The 17,773-nt window shown below is 69.2% G+C and carries 18 protein-coding genes; 9 read left to right on the plus strand and 9 right to left on the minus strand.

The annotated features are described in order from the left end of the window. On the minus strand, nucleotides 1–1,391 hold a 1,391-nt coding region (locus ACE3TU_RS08465), incomplete at its 3' end, for a hypothetical protein (RefSeq protein ID WP_374622729.1). After that, complete coding sequence (gene carA / locus ACE3TU_RS08470; RefSeq protein WP_374622731.1) at nucleotides 1,388–2,590, minus strand: glutamine-hydrolyzing carbamoyl-phosphate synthase small subunit; 1,203 nt, start codon at nucleotides 2,588–2,590, stop codon at nucleotides 1,388–1,390. The genes ACE3TU_RS08465 and carA, both read right to left, overlap by 4 nt. A 134-nt stretch (nucleotides 2,591–2,724) precedes the next feature. Here carA and ACE3TU_RS08475 point away from each other — a divergent pair, with 134 nt between their 5' ends. The 3 genes from ACE3TU_RS08475 (at nucleotide 2,725) to ACE3TU_RS08485 (ending at nucleotide 4,137) form a co-directional block, all read left to right on the plus strand. Then, a complete protein-coding gene (locus tag ACE3TU_RS08475) occupies nucleotides 2,725–3,174 on the plus strand; it encodes a GatB/YqeY domain-containing protein (protein WP_374622734.1) in 450 nt (149 codons plus the stop codon). 8 nt (nucleotides 3,175–3,182) lie between these two features. Further along, nucleotides 3,183–3,842 carry a Crp/Fnr family transcriptional regulator gene (locus ACE3TU_RS08480; RefSeq protein WP_374622736.1) on the plus strand — a complete coding sequence of 220 codons (660 nt, stop codon included), beginning with the start codon at nucleotides 3,183–3,185 and terminating at the stop codon, nucleotides 3,840–3,842. An 88-nt stretch (nucleotides 3,843–3,930) separates the two neighbouring features. Beyond that, nucleotides 3,931–4,137, plus strand: a complete 207-nt coding sequence (locus tag ACE3TU_RS08485; RefSeq protein WP_374622738.1) for a DUF2892 domain-containing protein — start codon at nucleotides 3,931–3,933, stop codon at nucleotides 4,135–4,137. Here the strand turns inward: ACE3TU_RS08485 and ACE3TU_RS08490 are convergent. Both ACE3TU_RS08490 and ACE3TU_RS08495 read right to left on the minus strand, forming a co-directional pair. Beyond that, a complete protein-coding gene (locus tag ACE3TU_RS08490; RefSeq protein ID WP_374622741.1) occupies nucleotides 4,124–5,290 on the minus strand; it encodes an MFS transporter in 1,167 nt (388 codons plus the stop codon). The two genes, ACE3TU_RS08485 and ACE3TU_RS08490, sit on opposite strands and share 14 nt — an antisense overlap. A 67-nt stretch (nucleotides 5,291–5,357) precedes the next feature. Continuing rightward, nucleotides 5,358–6,740, minus strand: a complete 1,383-nt coding sequence (locus ACE3TU_RS08495; RefSeq protein WP_374622743.1) for a DUF2142 domain-containing protein — start codon at nucleotides 6,738–6,740, stop codon at nucleotides 5,358–5,360. 477 nt (nucleotides 6,741–7,217) lie between these two features. Between ACE3TU_RS08495 and dnaG the strand changes: the two genes are divergently transcribed. The 6 genes from dnaG (at nucleotide 7,218) to ACE3TU_RS08525 (ending at nucleotide 13,505) form a co-directional block, all read left to right on the plus strand. Beyond that, on the plus strand, nucleotides 7,218–9,152 hold the full coding sequence (gene dnaG / locus ACE3TU_RS08500; RefSeq protein ID WP_374622746.1) for a DNA primase: 1,935 nt from the start codon (nucleotides 7,218–7,220) through the stop codon (nucleotides 9,150–9,152). Between the two features lie 174 nt (nucleotides 9,153–9,326). Continuing rightward, the gene (gene rpoD, locus ACE3TU_RS08505) at nucleotides 9,327–11,405 is read left to right on the plus strand and encodes an RNA polymerase sigma factor RpoD (protein ID WP_374622748.1); all 2,079 of its coding nucleotides are present in this window, start codon (nucleotides 9,327–9,329) and stop codon (nucleotides 11,403–11,405) included. 92 nt (nucleotides 11,406–11,497) lie between these two features. Continuing rightward, complete coding sequence (locus ACE3TU_RS08510; RefSeq protein ID WP_374622750.1) at nucleotides 11,498–12,106, plus strand: Uma2 family endonuclease; 609 nt, start codon at nucleotides 11,498–11,500, stop codon at nucleotides 12,104–12,106. Nucleotides 12,107–12,210: 104 nt separating this feature from the next. Further along, on the plus strand, nucleotides 12,211–12,825 hold the full coding sequence (locus ACE3TU_RS08515) for a GyrI-like domain-containing protein (protein ID WP_374622753.1): 615 nt from the start codon (nucleotides 12,211–12,213) through the stop codon (nucleotides 12,823–12,825). Nucleotides 12,826–12,895: 70 nt separating this feature from the next. Beyond that, nucleotides 12,896–13,189: an HlyU family transcriptional regulator gene (locus ACE3TU_RS08520; RefSeq protein WP_374622756.1), complete on the plus strand. Its 294-nt coding sequence runs from the start codon at nucleotides 12,896–12,898 to the stop codon at nucleotides 13,187–13,189. Between the two features lie 94 nt (nucleotides 13,190–13,283). After that, complete coding sequence (locus ACE3TU_RS08525; RefSeq protein ID WP_374622759.1) at nucleotides 13,284–13,505, plus strand: hypothetical protein; 222 nt, start codon at nucleotides 13,284–13,286, stop codon at nucleotides 13,503–13,505. Here the strand turns inward: ACE3TU_RS08525 and ACE3TU_RS08530 are convergent, their stop codons facing one another. The 5 genes from ACE3TU_RS08530 to ACE3TU_RS08550 form a co-directional block, all read right to left on the minus strand. Next, nucleotides 13,506–14,315 carry a glycosyltransferase family 25 protein gene (locus tag ACE3TU_RS08530; RefSeq protein ID WP_374622762.1) on the minus strand — a complete coding sequence of 270 codons (810 nt, stop codon included), beginning with the start codon at nucleotides 14,313–14,315 and terminating at the stop codon, nucleotides 13,506–13,508. It lies immediately after the preceding gene. Nucleotides 14,316–14,320: 5 nt separating this feature from the next. Then, nucleotides 14,321–15,118 (minus strand): glycosyltransferase family 25 protein, encoded by a 798-nt coding sequence (locus tag ACE3TU_RS08535; RefSeq protein WP_374622765.1) that lies wholly within the window; start codon nucleotides 15,116–15,118, stop codon nucleotides 14,321–14,323. A 3-nt stretch (nucleotides 15,119–15,121) separates the two neighbouring features. After that, nucleotides 15,122–15,919 carry a glycosyltransferase family 25 protein gene (locus ACE3TU_RS08540; RefSeq protein ID WP_374622768.1) on the minus strand — a complete coding sequence of 266 codons (798 nt, stop codon included), beginning with the start codon at nucleotides 15,917–15,919 and terminating at the stop codon, nucleotides 15,122–15,124. 68 nt (nucleotides 15,920–15,987) lie between these two features. Continuing rightward, nucleotides 15,988–16,791 carry a glycosyltransferase family 25 protein gene (locus ACE3TU_RS08545; protein WP_374622770.1) on the minus strand — a complete coding sequence of 268 codons (804 nt, stop codon included), beginning with the start codon at nucleotides 16,789–16,791 and terminating at the stop codon, nucleotides 15,988–15,990. A gap of 67 nt (nucleotides 16,792–16,858) precedes the next feature. Next, nucleotides 16,859–17,773, minus strand: a 915-nt coding sequence (locus tag ACE3TU_RS08550) for an LLM class flavin-dependent oxidoreductase (protein WP_374622773.1), incomplete at its 5' end; no start/stop codon positions are given.

Below are 17,773 nucleotides of genomic sequence, written 5' to 3' on the forward strand. Positions count from 1 at the left end.
CAGATCCGCATCGGGGTGCTCATCACCTCGACATAGTTCGAGGCGAACGCCCCCATCGAACGGACGATGAAGCCGCCCTCCGGGTCATAGAGCTGCATCAGGACGGGAGGGTTGGCGGCCACCCAGGTCTGGAAGGCGGCGACCGCCTCCGGTCCGGCGGAGAGCTTCTGGCCGGCGTTGGAATAGTCGATGTGGTTGTCGCGGCCGGCCCAGTAGCACCAGGTCGGCTCGCGGCAGAAGACCGGCCCGTCGGCCGTCGCGATCATCTCGAGGGCGGCATCATAGGTGTCCGCAGTCTCGATATTGCCGAGTCGCTGCAGGAATGGCCCCGCGGTGAACACAACCATGTAGAGCGGGGTGCCGATGGCGACCACGTAGACGGCGAGGCGCCAGGCCCTGCGCATCCTGGGCAGCGCCGCCACGACGGTGGTGGCGAGGGGGACGGCGGCGATCGCCACGTCGAAATAGGTGTTGAGGTTGACCCCGACGCCGCCGGCAAAGAGCAGGCCGATGCCGACGGCGAGGCCGAAATAGATCAGCATCAATCGCGCCAGCGGGGTGCGCAGCCGCAGCGCGGTGGGGATGCCGATGGCCGCCACCAGCAGGTAGGCGGTCATCCAGCGGAAGCTCGCCGGGATGATCGCGACATTGTAGACGCGCTCGTGACCGAGCACCTGCGCGAACACCGCCTCGCCGAACAGCGCATAGCACGCCGCCATGGCGAGACCGAGCCAGGCCGCGCCCGCGGCGACCCAGACGAGCAGGGCGCGGCGATCGACGAGCGCCAGCCAGACGGTGACGGCGAGCGGCAGGACGACGAGGTTGTTCTTGAACAGTCCGCCCAGCACCATCAGCAGGGCGGCCGAGACCAGAGCCGGCACGGAGGGAGTCGGCGGGGTCCGGGTGAGCAGCAGCAGGCCCAGCGTCTGCAGCGCATGGCCGGAGAATTGCGGGTCGCTGACGCCGGCGTAGAACCGGCCGACGGTCAGGGTCAGCAGCACGTAGAGGACCGCGCCCATCACCGCCACCGACCGGCTCGCTCCGAGGCGCTGGCTGAGGATGGCGACATTGAGCGCGACGACCAGCATGCCGGTGATCGCCAGTACCCGGCCGGAATAGACCATGTCGCCGATCAGCGCTCCGAGCCAGGCCACCGGGTAAAAGGCCAGCGGCGGGTAGTTCGGGAAATTGCCGTAGCCGTTCGGCGTATAGAGGTTGCCACCCGCCAGCGCATGGCGGGCGTGGATGGCGCTCCAGCCCTCGTTGGAAATCAGCGGGACGCGGACGAAGGTCGTCGCCAGCACCACCGCCAGGATCGCGGCGGTGGCGAGCGACAGCACGATGAGCGCGGGCAGGACCCAGCGCGGCGCCGCGGCCCGGCCAGCGCTCATTCCAGCTTCAGGTGCTCGGGGGTGACGGGCAGCCCCTTCTGCTCGCGCACGAGGTTGAGGAAGCGCGTGAACAGGTAGTGGCTGTCATGCGGGCCGGGGCTCGCCTCGGGATGGTACTGCACCGAAAAGATCGGCTTGCCGTCGACGGACAGCCCGGCATTGGAGCCGTCGAACAGCGAGATATGGGTCTGGGTGACGCCGGCCGGCAGGCTGCCGGTATCGACGGCGAAGCCGTGGTTCATCGAGGTGATCTCGACCTTGCCGGTGGTCAGGTCCTTGACCGGGTGGTTGGCGCCGTGGTGGCCCTGGTGCATCTTCTCGGTCCGGCCGCCGACGGCGAGGCCGAGCAGCTGATGGCCGAGGCAGATGCCGAACATCGGCTTGCCCGTCTCCATCAGCGTGCGGATGGTGGGGACCGCGTACTTGCCGGTCGCGGCGGGATCGCCCGGGCCGTTGGAGAGGAAGATGCCGTCGGGATTGTGCGACAGCACGTCGCGAGCCGTCGCGGTGGCCGGCACGACGGTGACCCGCGCGCCCTGGTGCGCCAATTGGCGCAGGATGTTGCGCTTGGCGCCGTAGTCGATGGCGACGACATGGAATTCGGGGTTCTCGAGCTTGCCGTAGCCGCCGGTGCGGCTCCACGGCGTCTGGTCCCAGTGGTAGGTCTGCGCGGTGGTGACTTCCTTGGCGAGATCCAGCCCCTCGAGGCCGGGAAAGGCCTTGAGTTCGGCGACCATCGAGGGTTCGTGGAAGTAGCCGTCCGGGGCGTGCGCGATGACGCCGTTCGGCATGCCCTTCTCGCGGATGCGGGCGGTGAGCGCCCGCGTGTCGATGCCGCTAATGCCGATGATGTTGCGCTTCTTCAGCCAGGCGTCGAGCTTTTCGGCGGCGCGGTAGTTCGACGGATTGGTGATGTCGGCGCGCAGCACGCAGCCCCTCACTCCCGAGAGCGCGGCCATGTTGACCGTCTCGATGTCCTCGTCATTGGTCCCGACATTGCCGATATGGGGGAAGGTGAAGGTGATGATCTGGCCGGCGTAGGACGGGTCCGTCAGGATCTCCTGGTAGCCGGTCATGGCGGTATTGAAGCAGACCTCGCCGGCCGAGTGGCCGACCGCGCCGATGCCGTGCCCCTCGAGGCGGGTGCCGTCGTCGAGGATCAACAGGGCAGTCGCGGGCTTCTGTTGCCAGCCGGTCATGGCGGGGCCTCCAGGTCTCGGGCGGTGTGGTTGAGGCCTCTCCTTAGAAGGGGGCCGGTGCGAGCGCAAGTGGCGCCCGGCCGATATTGCGCTATATGGGGGCGACCGACGTCGCCCGGAAGAGAGGACCAGCCATGCGCGAGACGATCAGCGAGGGGTACAAGGCCGCCATGAAGGCCGGCGACAAGCGCCGCACCGCCACGCTCAGGGCCATCAACGCCGCGATCAAGGACAAGGACATCGAGGCGCGCGGGCAGGGCAAGCCGGCGCTCGGGGAAGGCGAAATCCTCTCGCTGCTGCAGAAGATGATCAAGCAGCGCGAGGAATCGCTGGGCATCTACGACAAGGCCGGGCGCGACGACCTCGCCGCGGTCGAGCGCGAGGAGATCGCCATCCTCAACGAGTTCGTGCCGCGGGGGCTGAGCGAGGCCGAGGTGGATGCGGCCATCGCCGCCGCGATCGCCGCGACCGGGGCGCAGGGCGGCAAGGACATGGGCAAGGTGATCGCGGCGCTCAAGGCCGAGTATCCGGGCCGCATCGATTTCGGCAAGGCCTCGGCCAGGGTGAAGGCGGCGCTGGGCTGAGGCTCGCCATGGCCGACCGCTTCGAGACGCTGGTGCCGGGCATGGAGCCGGCGACCTATGCCGAGCTGGCGCGCCTGCCGCGCCGCCGCCTCGACGACGGCACCGTGCTGTTCCGCCCCGGCGACGACGCGGCCGGGTTCGTGCTGGTGCTGGACGGCAGCATCGCGGTGCACCTCACCGGCCGTTCCGGCCGCGAGATTGCGCTCTACGAGGTGGCGCCGGGCGAAACCTGCGTGCAGACGACGCTGTGCCTGCTCGGCCAGGTCAGCTACTCGGCAGAGGCGGTGGCACGGACCGGGATCGAGATCGCCATCGTGCCCAAGGCGCTGTTCCACCGGCTGCTGGCCGAGTCGGCGGGCTTCCGCGACTACGTGTTCCGCTCGCTCGGCAACCGCCTGGCCGACGTCACCGCGGTGCTCGAGCAGGTGGCCTTCGTCAGGATCGAATCGCGGCTGGCGCAGGAGTTGCTGCGCCGGGCCGGGCCGGACGGGGTCGCCGTGGTGACGCACCAGGAACTGGCGGCGGCGATCGGTTCGGCGCGCGAGGTGGTGTCCCGTCGGCTCGACGTGCTGTCGCGCCAGCATCTGGTGGCGCTCGAGCGCGGGCAGGTTCGCATCGTCGACCGGCGCGGCCTCGTCGATCTCGCCGAAATTCCGGAGTCCGCGTGACCTAGTCACCGACCGGGCGGTGCCCGGTGTGGCATTTCTCCTCCCATCAGCGGGGCAACGGGTTCCCGCACCCACAGGAGACATCGCCATGTTCAAGAACAATGTCGGCAGCATCGACCGCATCATCCGCGCCGTCATCGGCATTGCCGCGCTGGTCGCCTTCTTCCTCCTGCCCGAGGCCGAATGGCGCTGGTGGCTGCTGATCGGCATCGTGCCGCTGGCCACCGCACTGATGGGCTCGTGCCCGATCTATTCGATCCTCGGGCTCTCGACCTGCCCGGTCAAGCGGGCCTGACGGACGCCCGCCGCTCGAGCCAGAACGACAGGCTCGCGGCCCCGGCCGCGAGCAGGCTGGTGACCACGCCCACCGCCGGGATGTCGGCATACGAGACCCCGGCGCCGAGCAGTCCGGCGCCGATTGCGGCGCCGGCGGCGATGCCGATGTTGAAGGCGGTCGAGATCAGCGACGAGGCGAGGTTGGGCGCCCGGTGCGCCGCACCGATGACGCGGGCCTGCAGCGGCGTCGAGAAGGCGAAGCCGAGGATCGAGGTGGCGAACAGGTTGACCGTCATCCACACCTTGTCGTGCATGGCGAACAGCATGGTGAAGTAGAGCAGGGCCTGCAGCAGCAGCACGGCGATCAGGGTCGGCATCGGCTTCCAGTCGGTGCCGCGGCCGCCGGCCCAGATGCCCAGCATCGAGCCCAGCCCGCCGATCAGCAGGTAGATCGGGATGATGTCGGGCGACAGCCCGGTGACGTTGAGCATGATCGGCACCTGGAAGGTGCCGAAGGCGAGCGCGCCGATCATCACCAGCGCGATGGTGATGTAGGAGAGCCATACCTGCTGGTGCCGAAGCTCGCGCCATTGCGCGCCGAAGCTGGCCCGACCCGACCCGCCGGGCGCGGTCCGCGGCAGCTGCCAGACGAGGACCAGCGCGGCGATCAGCCCCAGGGCGCCGACGGCGAGGAAGGTCACCCGCCAGCCGAAGGCGACGCCGACGGCAGTGCCGCCGGGCAGGCCGAGCAGGTTGGCGACGGTGATGCCGGAGATGAACAGCGAGAAGGCGCCGCCGCGCCGCTCGGGCGGCACGAGGTTGGCGACGACGACGTTGCCGGCGCCGAAGAAGGTGCCGTGGGCGCAGGCCGAGATCAGCCGCGCCGCCAGCAGCAACCCGTAGTCGGGTGCCACGGCGCACAGCACCTGCGAGGCCGCGAAGGTCAGCATCAGCCCGATCAGCACCGCCCGCTGCGAGAAGCGCGCGGTGAGCACGGTGATCACCGGGCCGCCCACCGCCACGCCCGCGGCGTAGGCCGTGACCAGCAGTCCGGCCACCGGGATGCCGACGGTCAGGTCGGCGGCCAGTTGCGGCAGGATGCCGGAAATCACGAACTCGGCGGTGCCGACGGCGAAGGCGGCCAGCGCCAGGGCGTAGATCGCGATCGGCATGGGAATCCCGGCAGGTGATGAAAACGGGCGGAGAGGATCACGAGCATGGCCCGGGCGCAAGGCTGCGTCAGCCGATATAGTAGCGCCAGGTCAGGGCCCTGAGGACGACGGGGATGCTGAGCAGCGGCCAGGCGACGACGACGATCCGGATCGCCCCGCCGATCCAGCCATCGAGCGGGGAGATCGGCCCGCCGCGCCGGTCGGCGATCAGCACCAGCAGCGTTGCGAAGGGCAGGAAATAGCGCCCCTGCACGCCGTTGACGATCAGCTTGCCGACTTCCGTCCAGCCCAGGTAGAGCGAGCCGAAGATCATCCCGGAGCCGGCGAGCAGCACCAGCAGCGCGGTGGCGAGCGCGAGGCTCTCGCCGCTGCGGATGAGGCGCACCCCGCCGGCAACGACGCCGAGGGCGGCGAGCCCCAGCATCACCTGCGTCGCGAGGTGGTACCAGGGCGGCAGGAACACATCGAGCCAGCCCAATTGGCCGACGAACGATTCGACGTAGAAGCGCCCCCAGGTCGCAAATGTCGCGCCGGCGATGGCGAACACCCGCAGCGGGTCGGCGAGGAGGAACGCCAGCTGCGCCGCCGGATCGGCCACGGCATTGAGGTGCAGCGGGCCGCCGGCATAGACCACGGCGGTCCAGCCGGCGAACGCCGCACCGACCAGCGCCACGGCCAGCAGCCGGATCGGCAGGGGGTTGCGGGAATAGCCCAGCAGCAGCCCGGCGAAGGCGAGGCCGGGCGGCTTGCCGGTCGCAAGGCAGACGAGGATCAGCGTCGCGGCCGCCAGTTCGCCGACGGCCAGCGATCGGTTCTCGTTCCAGGCGCGCGACAGGATGGCGACCACCAGCATCGACAGCGCGAAGAGCAGCCCGTCCTGCGTCGCATAGGACGAGACGAACACCGTCATCGGCAGCAGCGCGAGGGCAAAGGCCAGGGTTCGGCCGCGATCGAGCAGCGCCATGGCGAGGAGCAGCAGCCCGGCCGAAACGAGGGCATTGCTCAGCCGCACCAGCTTGGTCGAATCGAGAATGCCGAGGTCCAGCTGCTTGGCGAGCGCCAGGGCGCCGGCCAGCGGGGCATAGAGGGCAGGCGAGTAGAGCGAGGAGCTGGTGAGCGGAAACGCCACCGGCTGTCCCGACCATGGGCGCGCCTCCGCATCCGCCAGCCGCGCCGCGCTCACCTTGACGCCCGGCGCGAACTTGACGTCCTCGAACAGCAGCACGGCCTCCCTGAGGCTGGGATCGACCGGGCCGCCCAGCACGCCTTCGGCGATGCGGTAGGGGACCGGCACGCCCTGCGCGAACGCCTCGACGCGATAGAGGTGCGCGGCCTCGTCCGCCCCCTGGAAGGGCGGCAGCGTCACCACGATCTGGATGGCAAAGACGAGGAACCACGCCGCGCACAGCAGCGGCAGGACGAGGGCGTGGTGGAATCTCGGTTCGTGCATGTGTGGCCCGGGCGGCGTCGGGGAGCGGGACAGCTGGTATAAGGGGTGGCGTGGCGCAGACCAGCGAATTGTCGTTCATGTTGGCGGGTATCGACGATGGAGTCGATGGCAAACGCTGGCGCTTCGATGCGGCGGACGGGGGAGAATACGGCGGGTTCGGGGAACGGAGATAGATTTGCCGCAGCACACTGGGTGTCATCCCGGCGAAGGCCGGGATCCAGCGCTTTCCGCACGCCCGGTGCGTGGGGACGGATCTCGGGATGGGCCCCGACCTTCGTCGGGGTGACCCGGTGGACGTGGTGAGATGGTGCCTGCGGCCCTTCTCCGAATCAACTTAGCGGGCCCGCGCGCCTATTGCGGCTTAGCGTCACCGCTTGCTGTCCGGGGGGAAGGCAATGCGGGAGGCCGCCACTTTTGCGGCGCGTGCAAAACCACATCCCCCGTGACACGCGGCAGCCGCATGTCTACCTATCCCCCATGCGCTTCTCCGACTCCTTCCTCGACGAGATCCGCCAGCGCCTGCCGATCTCGCAGGTGGTGGGCGAGCATGTCCTGTGGGACAAGCGCAAGAGCCAGCCGCAGCGCGGCGATTTCTGGGCCTGCTGCCCGTTCCACGGCGAGAAGACGCCGAGCTTCCATGCCGATGACCGCAAGGGCATCTACCACTGCTTCGGCTGCGGGGTGACCGGGGATCACTTCCGCTTCCTCACCGAAAAGGCCGGGATGAGCTTTCCTGAGGCGGTGGAAAAGCTTGCCGGCATGGCCGGGGTGCCGATGCCTGCGCGCGACGAGCGCGAGGAAAAGCGCCAGGAGGCACGGCGCTCGCTCTACGACGTGATGGAGGTGGCGACACAATATTTCGAGGCGGCGCTGAGCCACAATATCGGGGCGCGGGCGCGCGGCTACCTGTTCGAACGCGGTGTCAGCGCGGCGGCGCAGACGCGCTTCCGCATCGGCTATGCGCCCGACAGCGCCAACGGCCTCAAGGAGCACCTCGCCGCCAATGGCGTGACGGCGCAGGAAATGGTCGATACCGGCCTCGTCGTGGTGCGCGAGGAGTCGCCCTTGCCCTACGATCGCTTCCGCAACCGGGTGATGTTCCCGATCACCGATTTTCGCGGCAGGGTGATCGCCTTCGGCGGCCGGGCGCTCTCGGCCGATGTGCCGGCCAAGTACCTCAACTCGCCCGAGACCGAGCTCTTCCACAAGCGCATGACGCTCTACAACGGGCAGGCGGCGCGCGAGGCGGCGCGGGCCGGCCGGCCGGTGATCGTGGTCGAGGGCTATCTCGACGTGATCTCGGCGGTGATGGCGGGGTTCGAGGGAACGGTGGCGCCGCTCGGCACGGCGCTGACCGAGGATCACCTGCAGCTGCTGTGGCGGATGAGCGAGATGCCGATCCTGTGCTTTGACGGCGACAGCGCCGGCCAGCGGGCGGCGGCGCGGGCGGCCGAACTGGTGCTGCCGCAGCTCGCGCCCGGGCGCAGCATCCGCATCGCCACGCTGCCCGAGGGGCAGGATCCGGACGACCTGATCAAGGCCGAGGGGCGCGCCGCCTTTGCCGACGTGATCGAGCGGGCGCGCGCGCTCTCGGACGTGATCTGGAGCCTCGAGACCGACGGCGGCATCGTGCCAGAAACGCCCGAGGCGCGGGCCGCGCTCGAGGCGCGGCTGCGGGCGCGGGCCAACGCCATCAACGATGCTTCGGTGAAGCGGCACTACATGCAGGCCTTCGACGAAAAGCTCGCCGCCTTCTTCGCGCCCATCCGTCCGTCGCGTTTCGAGGGGCGGCGCGATGGCGGGCGCGGGCAGGGGCGCAGCTTTGCGACAGGCGGGCGGGCCTCGCCCCGCGTGGTGGTCTCCGACACGCTGCGCAATTCCCGGCTGCTCAAGCCGGGGAAGGCGGCGGAGGCGACGCCGCGCGAGGCGGCGATCCTGCTGACCCTCGTCAATCACCCGCAGTTGGCCGGCAGCCGGCTCGAATCGCTGGCCGCGCTCGACCTGGCCTCGCCGGCGGCGCGGGCGCTGCTCGGGGCGCTGCTCGACCTCGTGACGCGCGACCACGATATCGACGCCGAGGCGCTCAGGGCGGCGCTCGGGGCCCGCGGCTTCGGCGCCGCGATCGAGCGGATGCACGATCTGCTCGCCCGCCAGGGGGTGTGGCAAAGCAGCGCCGAGATCGCCGATCCCGACGCCGAGATCGGTTTGCGGCACGCGCTGGCCTTGCATTACAAATCGGTTGAGCTAAATAAGGCGCTGAAAGCAGCCGAACTGGCGCTGGGCGACGACCCGAGCGAAGAAACCTTCGAAAGGCTGCGCGACATCCAGAACCAGATTACCACCGTCGATGGCACTGAGGCATTGATCGAAGGGTTTGGTTCGTTATCGGGACGCGCGACACGCAGCTTCTGATGGGGCAGCGGGTACGTGCGGTTTCGCATATGGGCGAATCAGCTGGCCCGGTGCGCGATGACGGACATGTGAAGGCTCCGGTGGAGCCCTCGTTCCCTTTACCTCGTCTCAAGCCATGACCACGTAACACGATCGGTGCCCGTTCGATGCCGGGACCACGGAGTAGCGAGCTAGATGGCCAGCAAGGCAGCAACGCAGACCAAAGCCAAAGAGACCGAGAAGCCGGAGGCCGGCGCGGCGACCGAGGCGCCCGACAGCCCGCTGCTCGACCTGTCCGATGCGGCGGTCAAGAAGCTGATCAAGACCGCCAAGAAGCGCGGCTACGTCACCTATGAAGAGCTGAACGCGGTGCTGCCGTCGGAGGAGGTCACCTCCGAGCAGATCGAGGACATCATGGCGATGTTCTCGGACATGGGCATCAATGTCGTCGACGAGGACGAGGTCGAGGAAGCCGAGCCCGACACGCCGGAAGAGGAATCGACCGAGCTGGCCGAGCGCACCGGAACGGCCGTCGCCTCCAAGTCCAACACCCGCGAGGGCAGCGACCGCACCGACGATCCGGTGCGCATGTACCTGCGCGAGATGGGCTCGGTGGAGCTGCTCAGCCGCGAGGGCGAAATCGCCATCGCCAAGCGCATCGAGGCCGGCCGCGAGACGATGATCGAGGGCCTGTGCGAGAGCCCGCTGACCTTCCAGGCCATCATCATCTGGCGCGATCAGCTGGCCAATGCCGAAATCCTCCTGCGCGACATCATCGACCTCGAGGCGACCTATGCCGGCCCCGACGCCAAGCAGGCCGCGCCGGTGATGCCGTCCGAGATCGAGCGCCCGTCGTCGGTGCGAGAAGAGCCCCGGCCGGCCAAGGCCAAGCCGGCGCCGAAGCCGCGGGCGGCGTCGGGCGACGACGATGACGACTACGTGCCCGAGGAGCCCGAGGCGCCGCAGGACCCGGTCGAGGAAGAAGACGACGATTTCGAGAACTCGCTGTCGCTGAGCGCGATGGAGGCCGAGCTGAAGCCGCAGGTGGTCGAGACCTTCGACCGCATCGCCGAGGCCTATGGCAAGATGCGCCGGATGCAGGACCGGCACACCGAGGATCGCCTCGCCGGCAATGCCCCGGCCTCGGTCGCCGATCTCAAGCAGCTCGAGGCGCTGCGCTCCGAGGTGATCGCCGACGTCAAGTCGCTGTCGCTCAACACCTCCCGCATCGAGAGCCTCGTCGAGCAGCTCTACGATATCAACAAGCGCCTGGTGCGGCTCGAGGGGCGCCTGCTGCGCCTCGCCGAGAGCTACGGCGTCAAGCGCGAGAGGTTCCTCGAGGCCTATTACGGCAGCGAGCTCGAGCAGAACTGGATCGAGGCGGTGGCCGGCCGGGACGGCAAGGGCTGGGCGGAGTTCGCCCGCCGCGAGGCCGACACGGTGCGCGACATCCGCAACGAGATCCATACGCTGGCGACCGAGACCGGCCTCGATATCGGCGAGTACCGCCGCATCGTGCACAAGGTGCAGAAGGGTGAGCGCGAGGCGGCCATCGCCAAGAAGGAGATGGTCGAGGCGAACCTCCGCCTCGTCATCTCGATCGCCAAGAAGTACACCAACCGCGGCCTGCAGTTCCTCGATCTCATCCAGGAAGGCAATATCGGCCTGATGAAGGCGGTGGACAAGTTCGAGTACCGCCGCGGCTACAAGTTCTCGACCTACGCCACCTGGTGGATCCGGCAGGCGATCACCCGCTCGATCGCCGACCAGGCCCGCACCATCCGCATTCCGGTGCACATGATCGAGACGATCAACAAGATCGTCCGCACCTCGCGCCAGATGCTGCACGAGATCGGCCGCGAGCCGACGCCCGAGGAGCTCAGCGAGAAGCTGCAGATGCCCCTCGACAAGGTGCGCAAGGTGCTCAAGATCGCCAAGGAGCCGATCAGCCTCGAGACGCCGATCGGCGACGAGGAGGATTCCAACCTCGGCGACTTCATCCCGGACGTGAATGCCATCCAGCCGATCGATGCGGCGATCCAGAGCAATCTGCGCGAAACGACGACGCGGGTGCTGGCCTCGCTGACGCCGCGCGAGGAGCGCGTGCTGCGCATGCGCTTCGGCATCGGCATGAACACCGACCACACGCTCGAGGAAGTCGGTCAGCAGTTTTCCGTGACGCGCGAGCGTATCCGGCAGATCGAGGCCAAGGCACTGCGGAAGCTCAAGCATCCGAGCCGCAGCCGGAAGCTGAGGAGTTTCCTCGACAACTGAGTTCGAAAGGCCCGGAGCGATCCGGGCCTTGTCGTTTCGGGGCAGCGTGTCAGGGTGCTTCGAAGGCCGGCGCGTTGTGCTATGGTGACGACATGAACGGGGCTTTCCATCCGGGGCCATTCGAGCCCGAGACGACGCAGGCGGCCGACGGCATGCCCCGTCGTCCGTGGACGATCGCCGAGATCGAGGCAATGGTTGCTGCCGGTATCATCGAGGAAGACGAGCGCTTCGAACTCATCGGTGGCGAGGTCGTGCCGATGTCACCCAAGGGCGCGCGCCACGAGATGGTGAAGGCCGACCTGAACGAGCACCTCCAGCGGCTCGGGCCGACGCAGCTGCGCATCGTGCCGGAAACCACGCTCCGGCTCGACGACAAGTCCTTCCTCGAACCGGACTTCATCGTGTTTCCGCGCGACGTGTCGTTCGAGGATTTGCGCGGGTATCACGTGCTGCTCGCGATCGAGGTGGCCGACACGAGCCTGCGCTACGATCTCGGCCGCAAGATCGGCATCTACGCCGCCTGGGGCATCCCCGAGGTGTGGGTGATCGAGGCCGGGGCGCTGGTCACCCACGTGTTCCGCAAGCTCGGCTCCGAGGGGTACCGCGAGCGCTTCGAGGTCAGGCCGGACGATATCCTGGCCGGGGCGCTGGTGCCCGAGATCACCGTCCGCCTCGCCGCCCTCGGGTTGCAGCCGGGCTGATCAGGCGTCCGGGTGCGTTCGCGCGGGCGGATCGGCCTTGATCGGCGTCAAGGCTCGAGCCGGCCGACATCTTATCGTATGTGCCGGAAGGGGAGAGCCGGCGCATGGACAAGCTCGATTTCAAGAAGCTGATGAAGCCCTACTGGCAGCCGGCGGCGGGGGTGTTTTCGCTGATCGAGGTGCCGAAGTTCCGCTACGTGATGATCGACGGGGTGGGCGATCCCAACGCGTCGGAGGACTACCAGAGGGCGGTGCAGTGGCTCTACGGGGTGAGCTATGCGCTCAAGTTCATGTCGAAGGCGGACCTTGCCAGGGACTATGGCGTCGCCCCGCTCGAGGGCCTGTGGTGGGCGCGGGACATGAAGCACTTCGCCGCGCTCGGCAAGGACCAGTGGCACTGGACGGCGATGATCATGCAGCCGGACTGGATCGGGCCGGAGCTGTTCGAGCGGGCCGTCGCCAAGACCCGAGGCAAGCTCGGCGCGCCGCCGGCGAGCCTGAGGCTGGATGATCTCGAGGAGGGGCTCAGCGTGCAGATCATGCATGTCGGGCCCTATGACGACGAAGCGGCGACCATCGCGCGGCTGCACAGCGAGTACCTGCCGGCCAACGGCCTCGTCGAGACCGGGCATCACCACGAAATCTACCTCGGCGATCCGCGCCGGACGGCGCCGGACAAGCTCAGGACGGTGATCCGCCAGCCGGTGCGGCGGGCCTGAACGGGTGGACAAACGCGGCGGGCCGGCCTAATCCAGACCCACACTGGTTGGCGATGCGGGGACGCGGGCGATGTCTTTCTGGAAGAACCTGTTCGGGGGCGGCGGCGATGCGGGCCAGAAGTCGGGCGAGCCGGGCGTGGCCGGCGAGGAAAGCTACAAGGGCCACCTGATCAAGGCGGTGATCATGCCGGCCGGCAGCGAGTTCCAGCTGGCCGGGCAGATCGAGAAGACCATTGACGGCGAGCCGAAAAGCTACAAGTTCGTGCGCGCCGACCGCTTCTCTTCCAAGGACGACATGGTGAGCTTCGCGCTTGCCAAGGGCCGCCAGATCATCGACGAACAGGGCGACGGCATCTACCGCTGAGCGGACCACCAGCCGTGCCGACCCCCCGGCGGGGCGGCCCGAGAGCAATCATAGCGGCGCCCGCTTGCCGGCGCGCCAACCGGAGTTTGCCGACATGGCCAGGAAGCCTACCGCTCGCACGGAATACGTGTTCTTCGACGTCGTCTACGAGGACGGCAGCCAGCGGTCCAACCGCAAGGTGGATGCCGGCCTGCTCGGCGGCCTCGACGGAGACGAGGCGGCGCGCGGCGCCATCATGGAGCAGGATCGCGCCATCGCCGAGAAGTCCGGCCTGCCGCCGCTGGCGATCAAGTCGATCCGGCGCAGCGGCAAGTAGTCAGTCCGGCAGGGGGCCGGCGAAGCCGACCTCGATCCGCGACGCCAGCAGCGTCGCGGGGTCCCGGAGGCGACGGGCGGCCACGGCCAGCGTGTAGCGCAGGTTGGCGCGGCTGCGCTCGCGCCGCGCCGCGGGCGAGGGGTTCGACGCCCGCGCACGACGCCCGGGGCGGAGATCGCTCGCCGCCGGACCGGTCGCGGCGCGATCGATGAACTCGAGCTGCAGGCAGGGCGCCGGCACCGCCTGGCCCACCTCGATCTCGGTGAGCCAGCGGCCGCCCCGCCCGAACAGGTAGCGGTCCACCTCCATCAGCGGCGCGGCGGCATCGGCGGCGGCCGCCGCGGCGACCGCTCCCGAGATGAGGTAGGCGCCGGCGCCGGGAAGCGTGGTGATCATCGTGCGCAGCACGATGTCGCCGGCGAGCGGCCGCGACCGACTGCCGAGCCGCAGCGGCCGCGGCCAGGCCTCGAGATGGATCAGACCGTAGCCGCTCCGGTCGAGGACGTCGTCGGCGAGGCAGGCGGCAAAGCCGCGCCCGAGCACCACATCATCCTCGAGGATCACCGCCGCGGGGAGCCGGCGGCGAACCACGCGCGTCCACGCCGCTTGATGGCTGAGGGCGCAGGCCATGTCGGTCGGCCCCTGACCCCATGCCGAGCCCGGCAGCGCCGCCCGCTGCTCCGTGGTCAGGTCGTCGGGCGTGGTCGCCTCGATCCGCTCGGCGCGGATGCCGAGGGCGGCGAACTGGCGCTCCATGAACACCCGCCGGTCGGTCCGCCGCGCCAGGTTGATGTAGAAGACGGGCAGCATCGGCGTCAGTCGTCCGCGAACGGGATGGGCTGGCGCGGCCCGAGCAGGCCGCGCCAATCGCGGTGAAAGCAGAGGGCATCGAGCAGGCCGGCGCGGGCGTTCTGCCGAATGTGCAGCCATCGCTTGCGGCCGCTGCCCCGCTGGTCCATCACCACCTTGCGCGGCGGGGCCAGGTCGCTGGTCGCCAGCGGCTCGCTGCGACGCCCGGGGTCGCCCGCCAGCTGCCTCGAGAGGGCCGGCGCCACCTGGTAGACCCGGGCGCGGTAGATCATCGGCCCGTTCCGGGAGAACAGGTACTCGTCGATCAGGGCGTCGTTGAGCGCGGCATCGGCCAGGGCCAGTTCGGCGGCCCTGCGCGAGATGACGTAGCCGCAGGTGCCGAAATGGCTGCCGACGAGGCGCCGCAGCTCGAAATCGCCGATGCGGACTTCCCGACGCTGGCTGAGCCTTGTGCCGTGCCCGCAGGTCTCCAGCTTCAGCAGGTCGACCCCGTCCGGCAGCCCGTCCGCCAGCACGGCGAGCAGGGCCGGGAGGCGGCGCGAGAGCAGTCCGTCATCCTCGAAGATCACCGCCGCCGGTGCCGTGCCGGCGAGGAATGCCGCCCAGATGGACTGATGGGAGAGATTGCAGGCCAGTTCCACCGGACTGTGCCGGTTGTGCCGATCCGGCAGTGCCGCCGGCATGCTGGCCGGCGTGATGGCGTCGACGCGAACGGCCTCGATACCCAGGGCGTCGAACTGGCGTTCCATGAACTCGCGCCGGTCGGTCCGCCGCGCCAGGTTGATGTAGTAGACGGGCAGCATCGCTCAGTCGTCCGCGAACGGGATGGGGTGGCGCGGCCCGAGCATGCCGCGCCACTCGCCGCCGAAATAGCGCGCATCGCGCGAGGCGGCGTGAAGGTTTTCAGCGATGCGTCGCAGGCGGGACCGGGGAACCGACTTCCGGTCCTGCACGTCGCTTCGCGCCTCCGGCGACTGCCGGGTGTCGCCATCCTGATCGAGCTGGATGGAAAGGGCAGGCAGGCACTGGTAGACCCGCCGCCGATAGAGGACCGGGCCCTCACGGGCGAACAGGTACACGTCGTTGACCAGGGTGTTGAGATGCGGGTCGGCCAGAGCGTCCTCGGCGAGGCGCCTCGTGATCACGTAGCCGCAGGCGCCGAAATGCGTGCTGAGCATGCGCCGCAGTTCGAAGGTCCCAAGCCCGACGGGTCTGCGGGGGCTGAGCCTCAGAGCGCGCCGCCCCAGGGTCTCGAACTTGATGACATCAACTCCGTCGGGCACGCCGTCCGACACCAGGGCGAGAAACTCGGGCAGGCGCTCCGACAGGCGTCCGTCATCCTCGAAGACCACTCCTGCCGGTGCGCCTGCCGCGATGAAGGCCCGCCAGGCCATCTGGTGAGACAGGTTGTTGGCGAGTTCCTTCTCGCGGACGCGACGCCCGCTGGGCGGGTTGCAGAAGCGCGCGATCACGGTCGGGTCGATGGTCTCCGGCGTCACCGCCTCGATGCGCGTCGCCGCAAGGCCCAGGGCGGCGAACTGGCGCTCCATGAAGGCGCGGCGATCGGTCCGGCGGGCGGTGTTGATGTAGTAGATCGGGAGCACGGGAGGCCTGCGTTGGTTCGGCGCCAGCTTTGCCGCGCCCGGGAGGCGACGGCAAGCGGGAAGTCGGTTCAGGGCTCGAACGGCACGATAGTCCGCGACCCGAGCAGGCCGCGCAGGTCCGTGGCGAAGTAGCGGGCGTCGAGCGCGGCCTGCCTTATGTTCTGGGCCAGCCGATGCCGGCGGGAGGCGGGGCGACTGCGCCAGACCATCGTCCGGGCCAGCTCGAGGTCGCTCGCGCCGACGCCGGTCGTCAGCGTCCCGTCGAGCATGGCGAGCTGTACCGTCAGGGCCGGGACGAGCTGCAGGACGCGGTGAAGATGGATCAGCGGGCCGCTCCGCGAAAACAGGTAGGCGTCGATCACCTGATCGTTGAGGCGCGGGTCGGCGAGGAGCCTCTCGGTCATCGAGCGGGTCATGGCATAGCCGCAGGTGCCGATGTCGCCCCCGAGCATGCGGCGCAGCTCGAACCGGCCGAGGTGCAGCGGCCGCGACCCGAGGCGGACCGGCCGCAGCGCGGTCTCGAAGCGGACGATATCGACGCCCGGCGGAAATCCGCTGGCGAGCTCGCGCAGGAAAGCCGGCAGCCGTTCCGACAGCACGCCGTCGTCCTCGAGGAACGCGCCGTGCGAACCACCGTCGGCCAGAAAGGCCCGCCAGGCCGCCTGGTGGCTGAGGTTGCAGGCGAGCTGCAGCGGGCTGAACTGGTCCGGCCGGCGGGCGCCGCAATGCCGTTCGACGATTTCCTGCGCGATGGTGGCCGGCGTGACGGCCTCGATGCGCCTCGCCGCAAGGCCGACCCGGGCGAACTGGGCGTCCATGAAGTCGCGGCGGTCGGGCCGCGAGGCCAGGTTGACGTAGTAGATGGGCAGCATGCCGTGTCGGGGCCCCGGGTCCGGTAGCCTTGCCCCGGTCCGCCCCCGAGCGCAAGGGCGCGCGTCCTCAGCGCCGCAGCGCCTTGTCGACCGCCGGCTTGACCACGGTGCCGTAGAGCTCGATCGCCTTCATCACCTTGTCGTGGGGCAGGGTGCCGACGCTGAGCTGCAGGCCGAAGCGGTCGTGGCCGAACCACTCGTGCTGCATCAGGATCTTGTCGATCACCTGCTGCGGCGAGCCGATGAAATAGGCGCCGTCGGGCCCGGCGCCGGCCTCGAACTGGCCCCGCGTGGTGGGCGGCCAGCCGCGCTCGCGGCCGATCCGGCTCATCGCCTCGTGATGCGCCGGAAAGGCGATGTCGCGGGCCTCCTGCGAGTTCTCGGCGATGAAGCCGTGCGACGAGATGCCGACCGGCAGCCGGGCCACCTCGTGGCCCACCTTCTCGGCCGTGCGCCGGTACAGCTCGACGAAGGGCTGGAACTGCCGCGGGTTGCCGCCAATGATGGCAAGCATCAGCGGCAGCCCGTAATAGGCGGCGCGGGCGACCGAATTGGGCGTGCCGCCGACCGCGATCCAGATCGGCAGCGACGCCTGGACGGGCCGGGGGTAGATTTCGATGCCGGGGATCGGACGGGTATGCGCACCGCCCTCCCAGTTCACCTTGCCGCCCTCGCGGATGCGCAGCAGTTCGGCGAGCTTTTCTTCGAACAGCTCGTCATAGTGGGCGAGGTCGTAGCCGAACAGCGGGAAGCTCTCGATGAACGAGCCGCGGCCGGCCATGATCTCGGCCCGCCCGCCCGACAGCAGGTCGAGCGTGGCGAACTGCTGCCACACCCGGATCGGGTCGTCCGAGCTGAGCACGGTGACGGCGGTCGAGAGCCGGATCCGCCGGGTGAGCGCCGCCGCCGCCGCGAGGATGGTCACCGGGGCCGAGGCGACGAAATCCGGGCGGTGGTGTTCGCCGAGCCCGTAGAAGTCGAG

This window comes from Devosia sp. (assembly GCF_041917035.1).
Lineage (GTDB): Bacteria > Pseudomonadota > Alphaproteobacteria > Rhizobiales > Devosiaceae > Devosia_A.

Coding starts and splice junctions, on each gene's coding strand:
- ACE3TU_RS08545 (WP_374622770.1), bottom strand. CDS start 16,791: ATGCTGCCCATCTACTACGTCAACCTGGCCTCGCGGCCCGACCGCCGC.
- ACE3TU_RS08485 (WP_374622738.1), top strand. CDS start 3,931: ATGTTCAAGAACAATGTCGGCAGCATCGACCGCATCATCCGCGCCGTC.
- dnaG (WP_374622746.1), top strand. CDS start 7,218: ATGCGCTTCTCCGACTCCTTCCTCGACGAGATCCGCCAGCGCCTGCCG.
- rpoD (WP_374622748.1), top strand. CDS start 9,327: ATGGCCAGCAAGGCAGCAACGCAGACCAAAGCCAAAGAGACCGAGAAG.
- carA (WP_374622731.1), bottom strand. CDS start 2,590: ATGACCGGCTGGCAACAGAAGCCCGCGACTGCCCTGTTGATCCTCGAC.
- ACE3TU_RS08510 (WP_374622750.1), top strand. CDS start 11,498: ATGAACGGGGCTTTCCATCCGGGGCCATTCGAGCCCGAGACGACGCAG.
- ACE3TU_RS08475 (WP_374622734.1), top strand. CDS start 2,725: ATGCGCGAGACGATCAGCGAGGGGTACAAGGCCGCCATGAAGGCCGGC.
- ACE3TU_RS08490 (WP_374622741.1), bottom strand. CDS start 5,290: ATGCCGATCGCGATCTACGCCCTGGCGCTGGCCGCCTTCGCCGTCGGC.
- ACE3TU_RS08520 (WP_374622756.1), top strand. CDS start 12,896: ATGTCTTTCTGGAAGAACCTGTTCGGGGGCGGCGGCGATGCGGGCCAG.
- ACE3TU_RS08525 (WP_374622759.1), top strand. CDS start 13,284: ATGGCCAGGAAGCCTACCGCTCGCACGGAATACGTGTTCTTCGACGTC.
- ACE3TU_RS08495 (WP_374622743.1), bottom strand. CDS start 6,740: ATGCACGAACCGAGATTCCACCACGCCCTCGTCCTGCCGCTGCTGTGC.
- ACE3TU_RS08535 (WP_374622765.1), bottom strand. CDS start 15,118: ATGCTGCCCGTCTACTACATCAACCTGGCGCGGCGGACCGACCGGCGC.
- ACE3TU_RS08515 (WP_374622753.1), top strand. CDS start 12,211: ATGGACAAGCTCGATTTCAAGAAGCTGATGAAGCCCTACTGGCAGCCG.
- ACE3TU_RS08480 (WP_374622736.1), top strand. CDS start 3,183: ATGGCCGACCGCTTCGAGACGCTGGTGCCGGGCATGGAGCCGGCGACC.
- ACE3TU_RS08530 (WP_374622762.1), bottom strand. CDS start 14,315: ATGCTGCCCGTCTTCTACATCAACCTGGCGCGGCGGACCGACCGGCGG.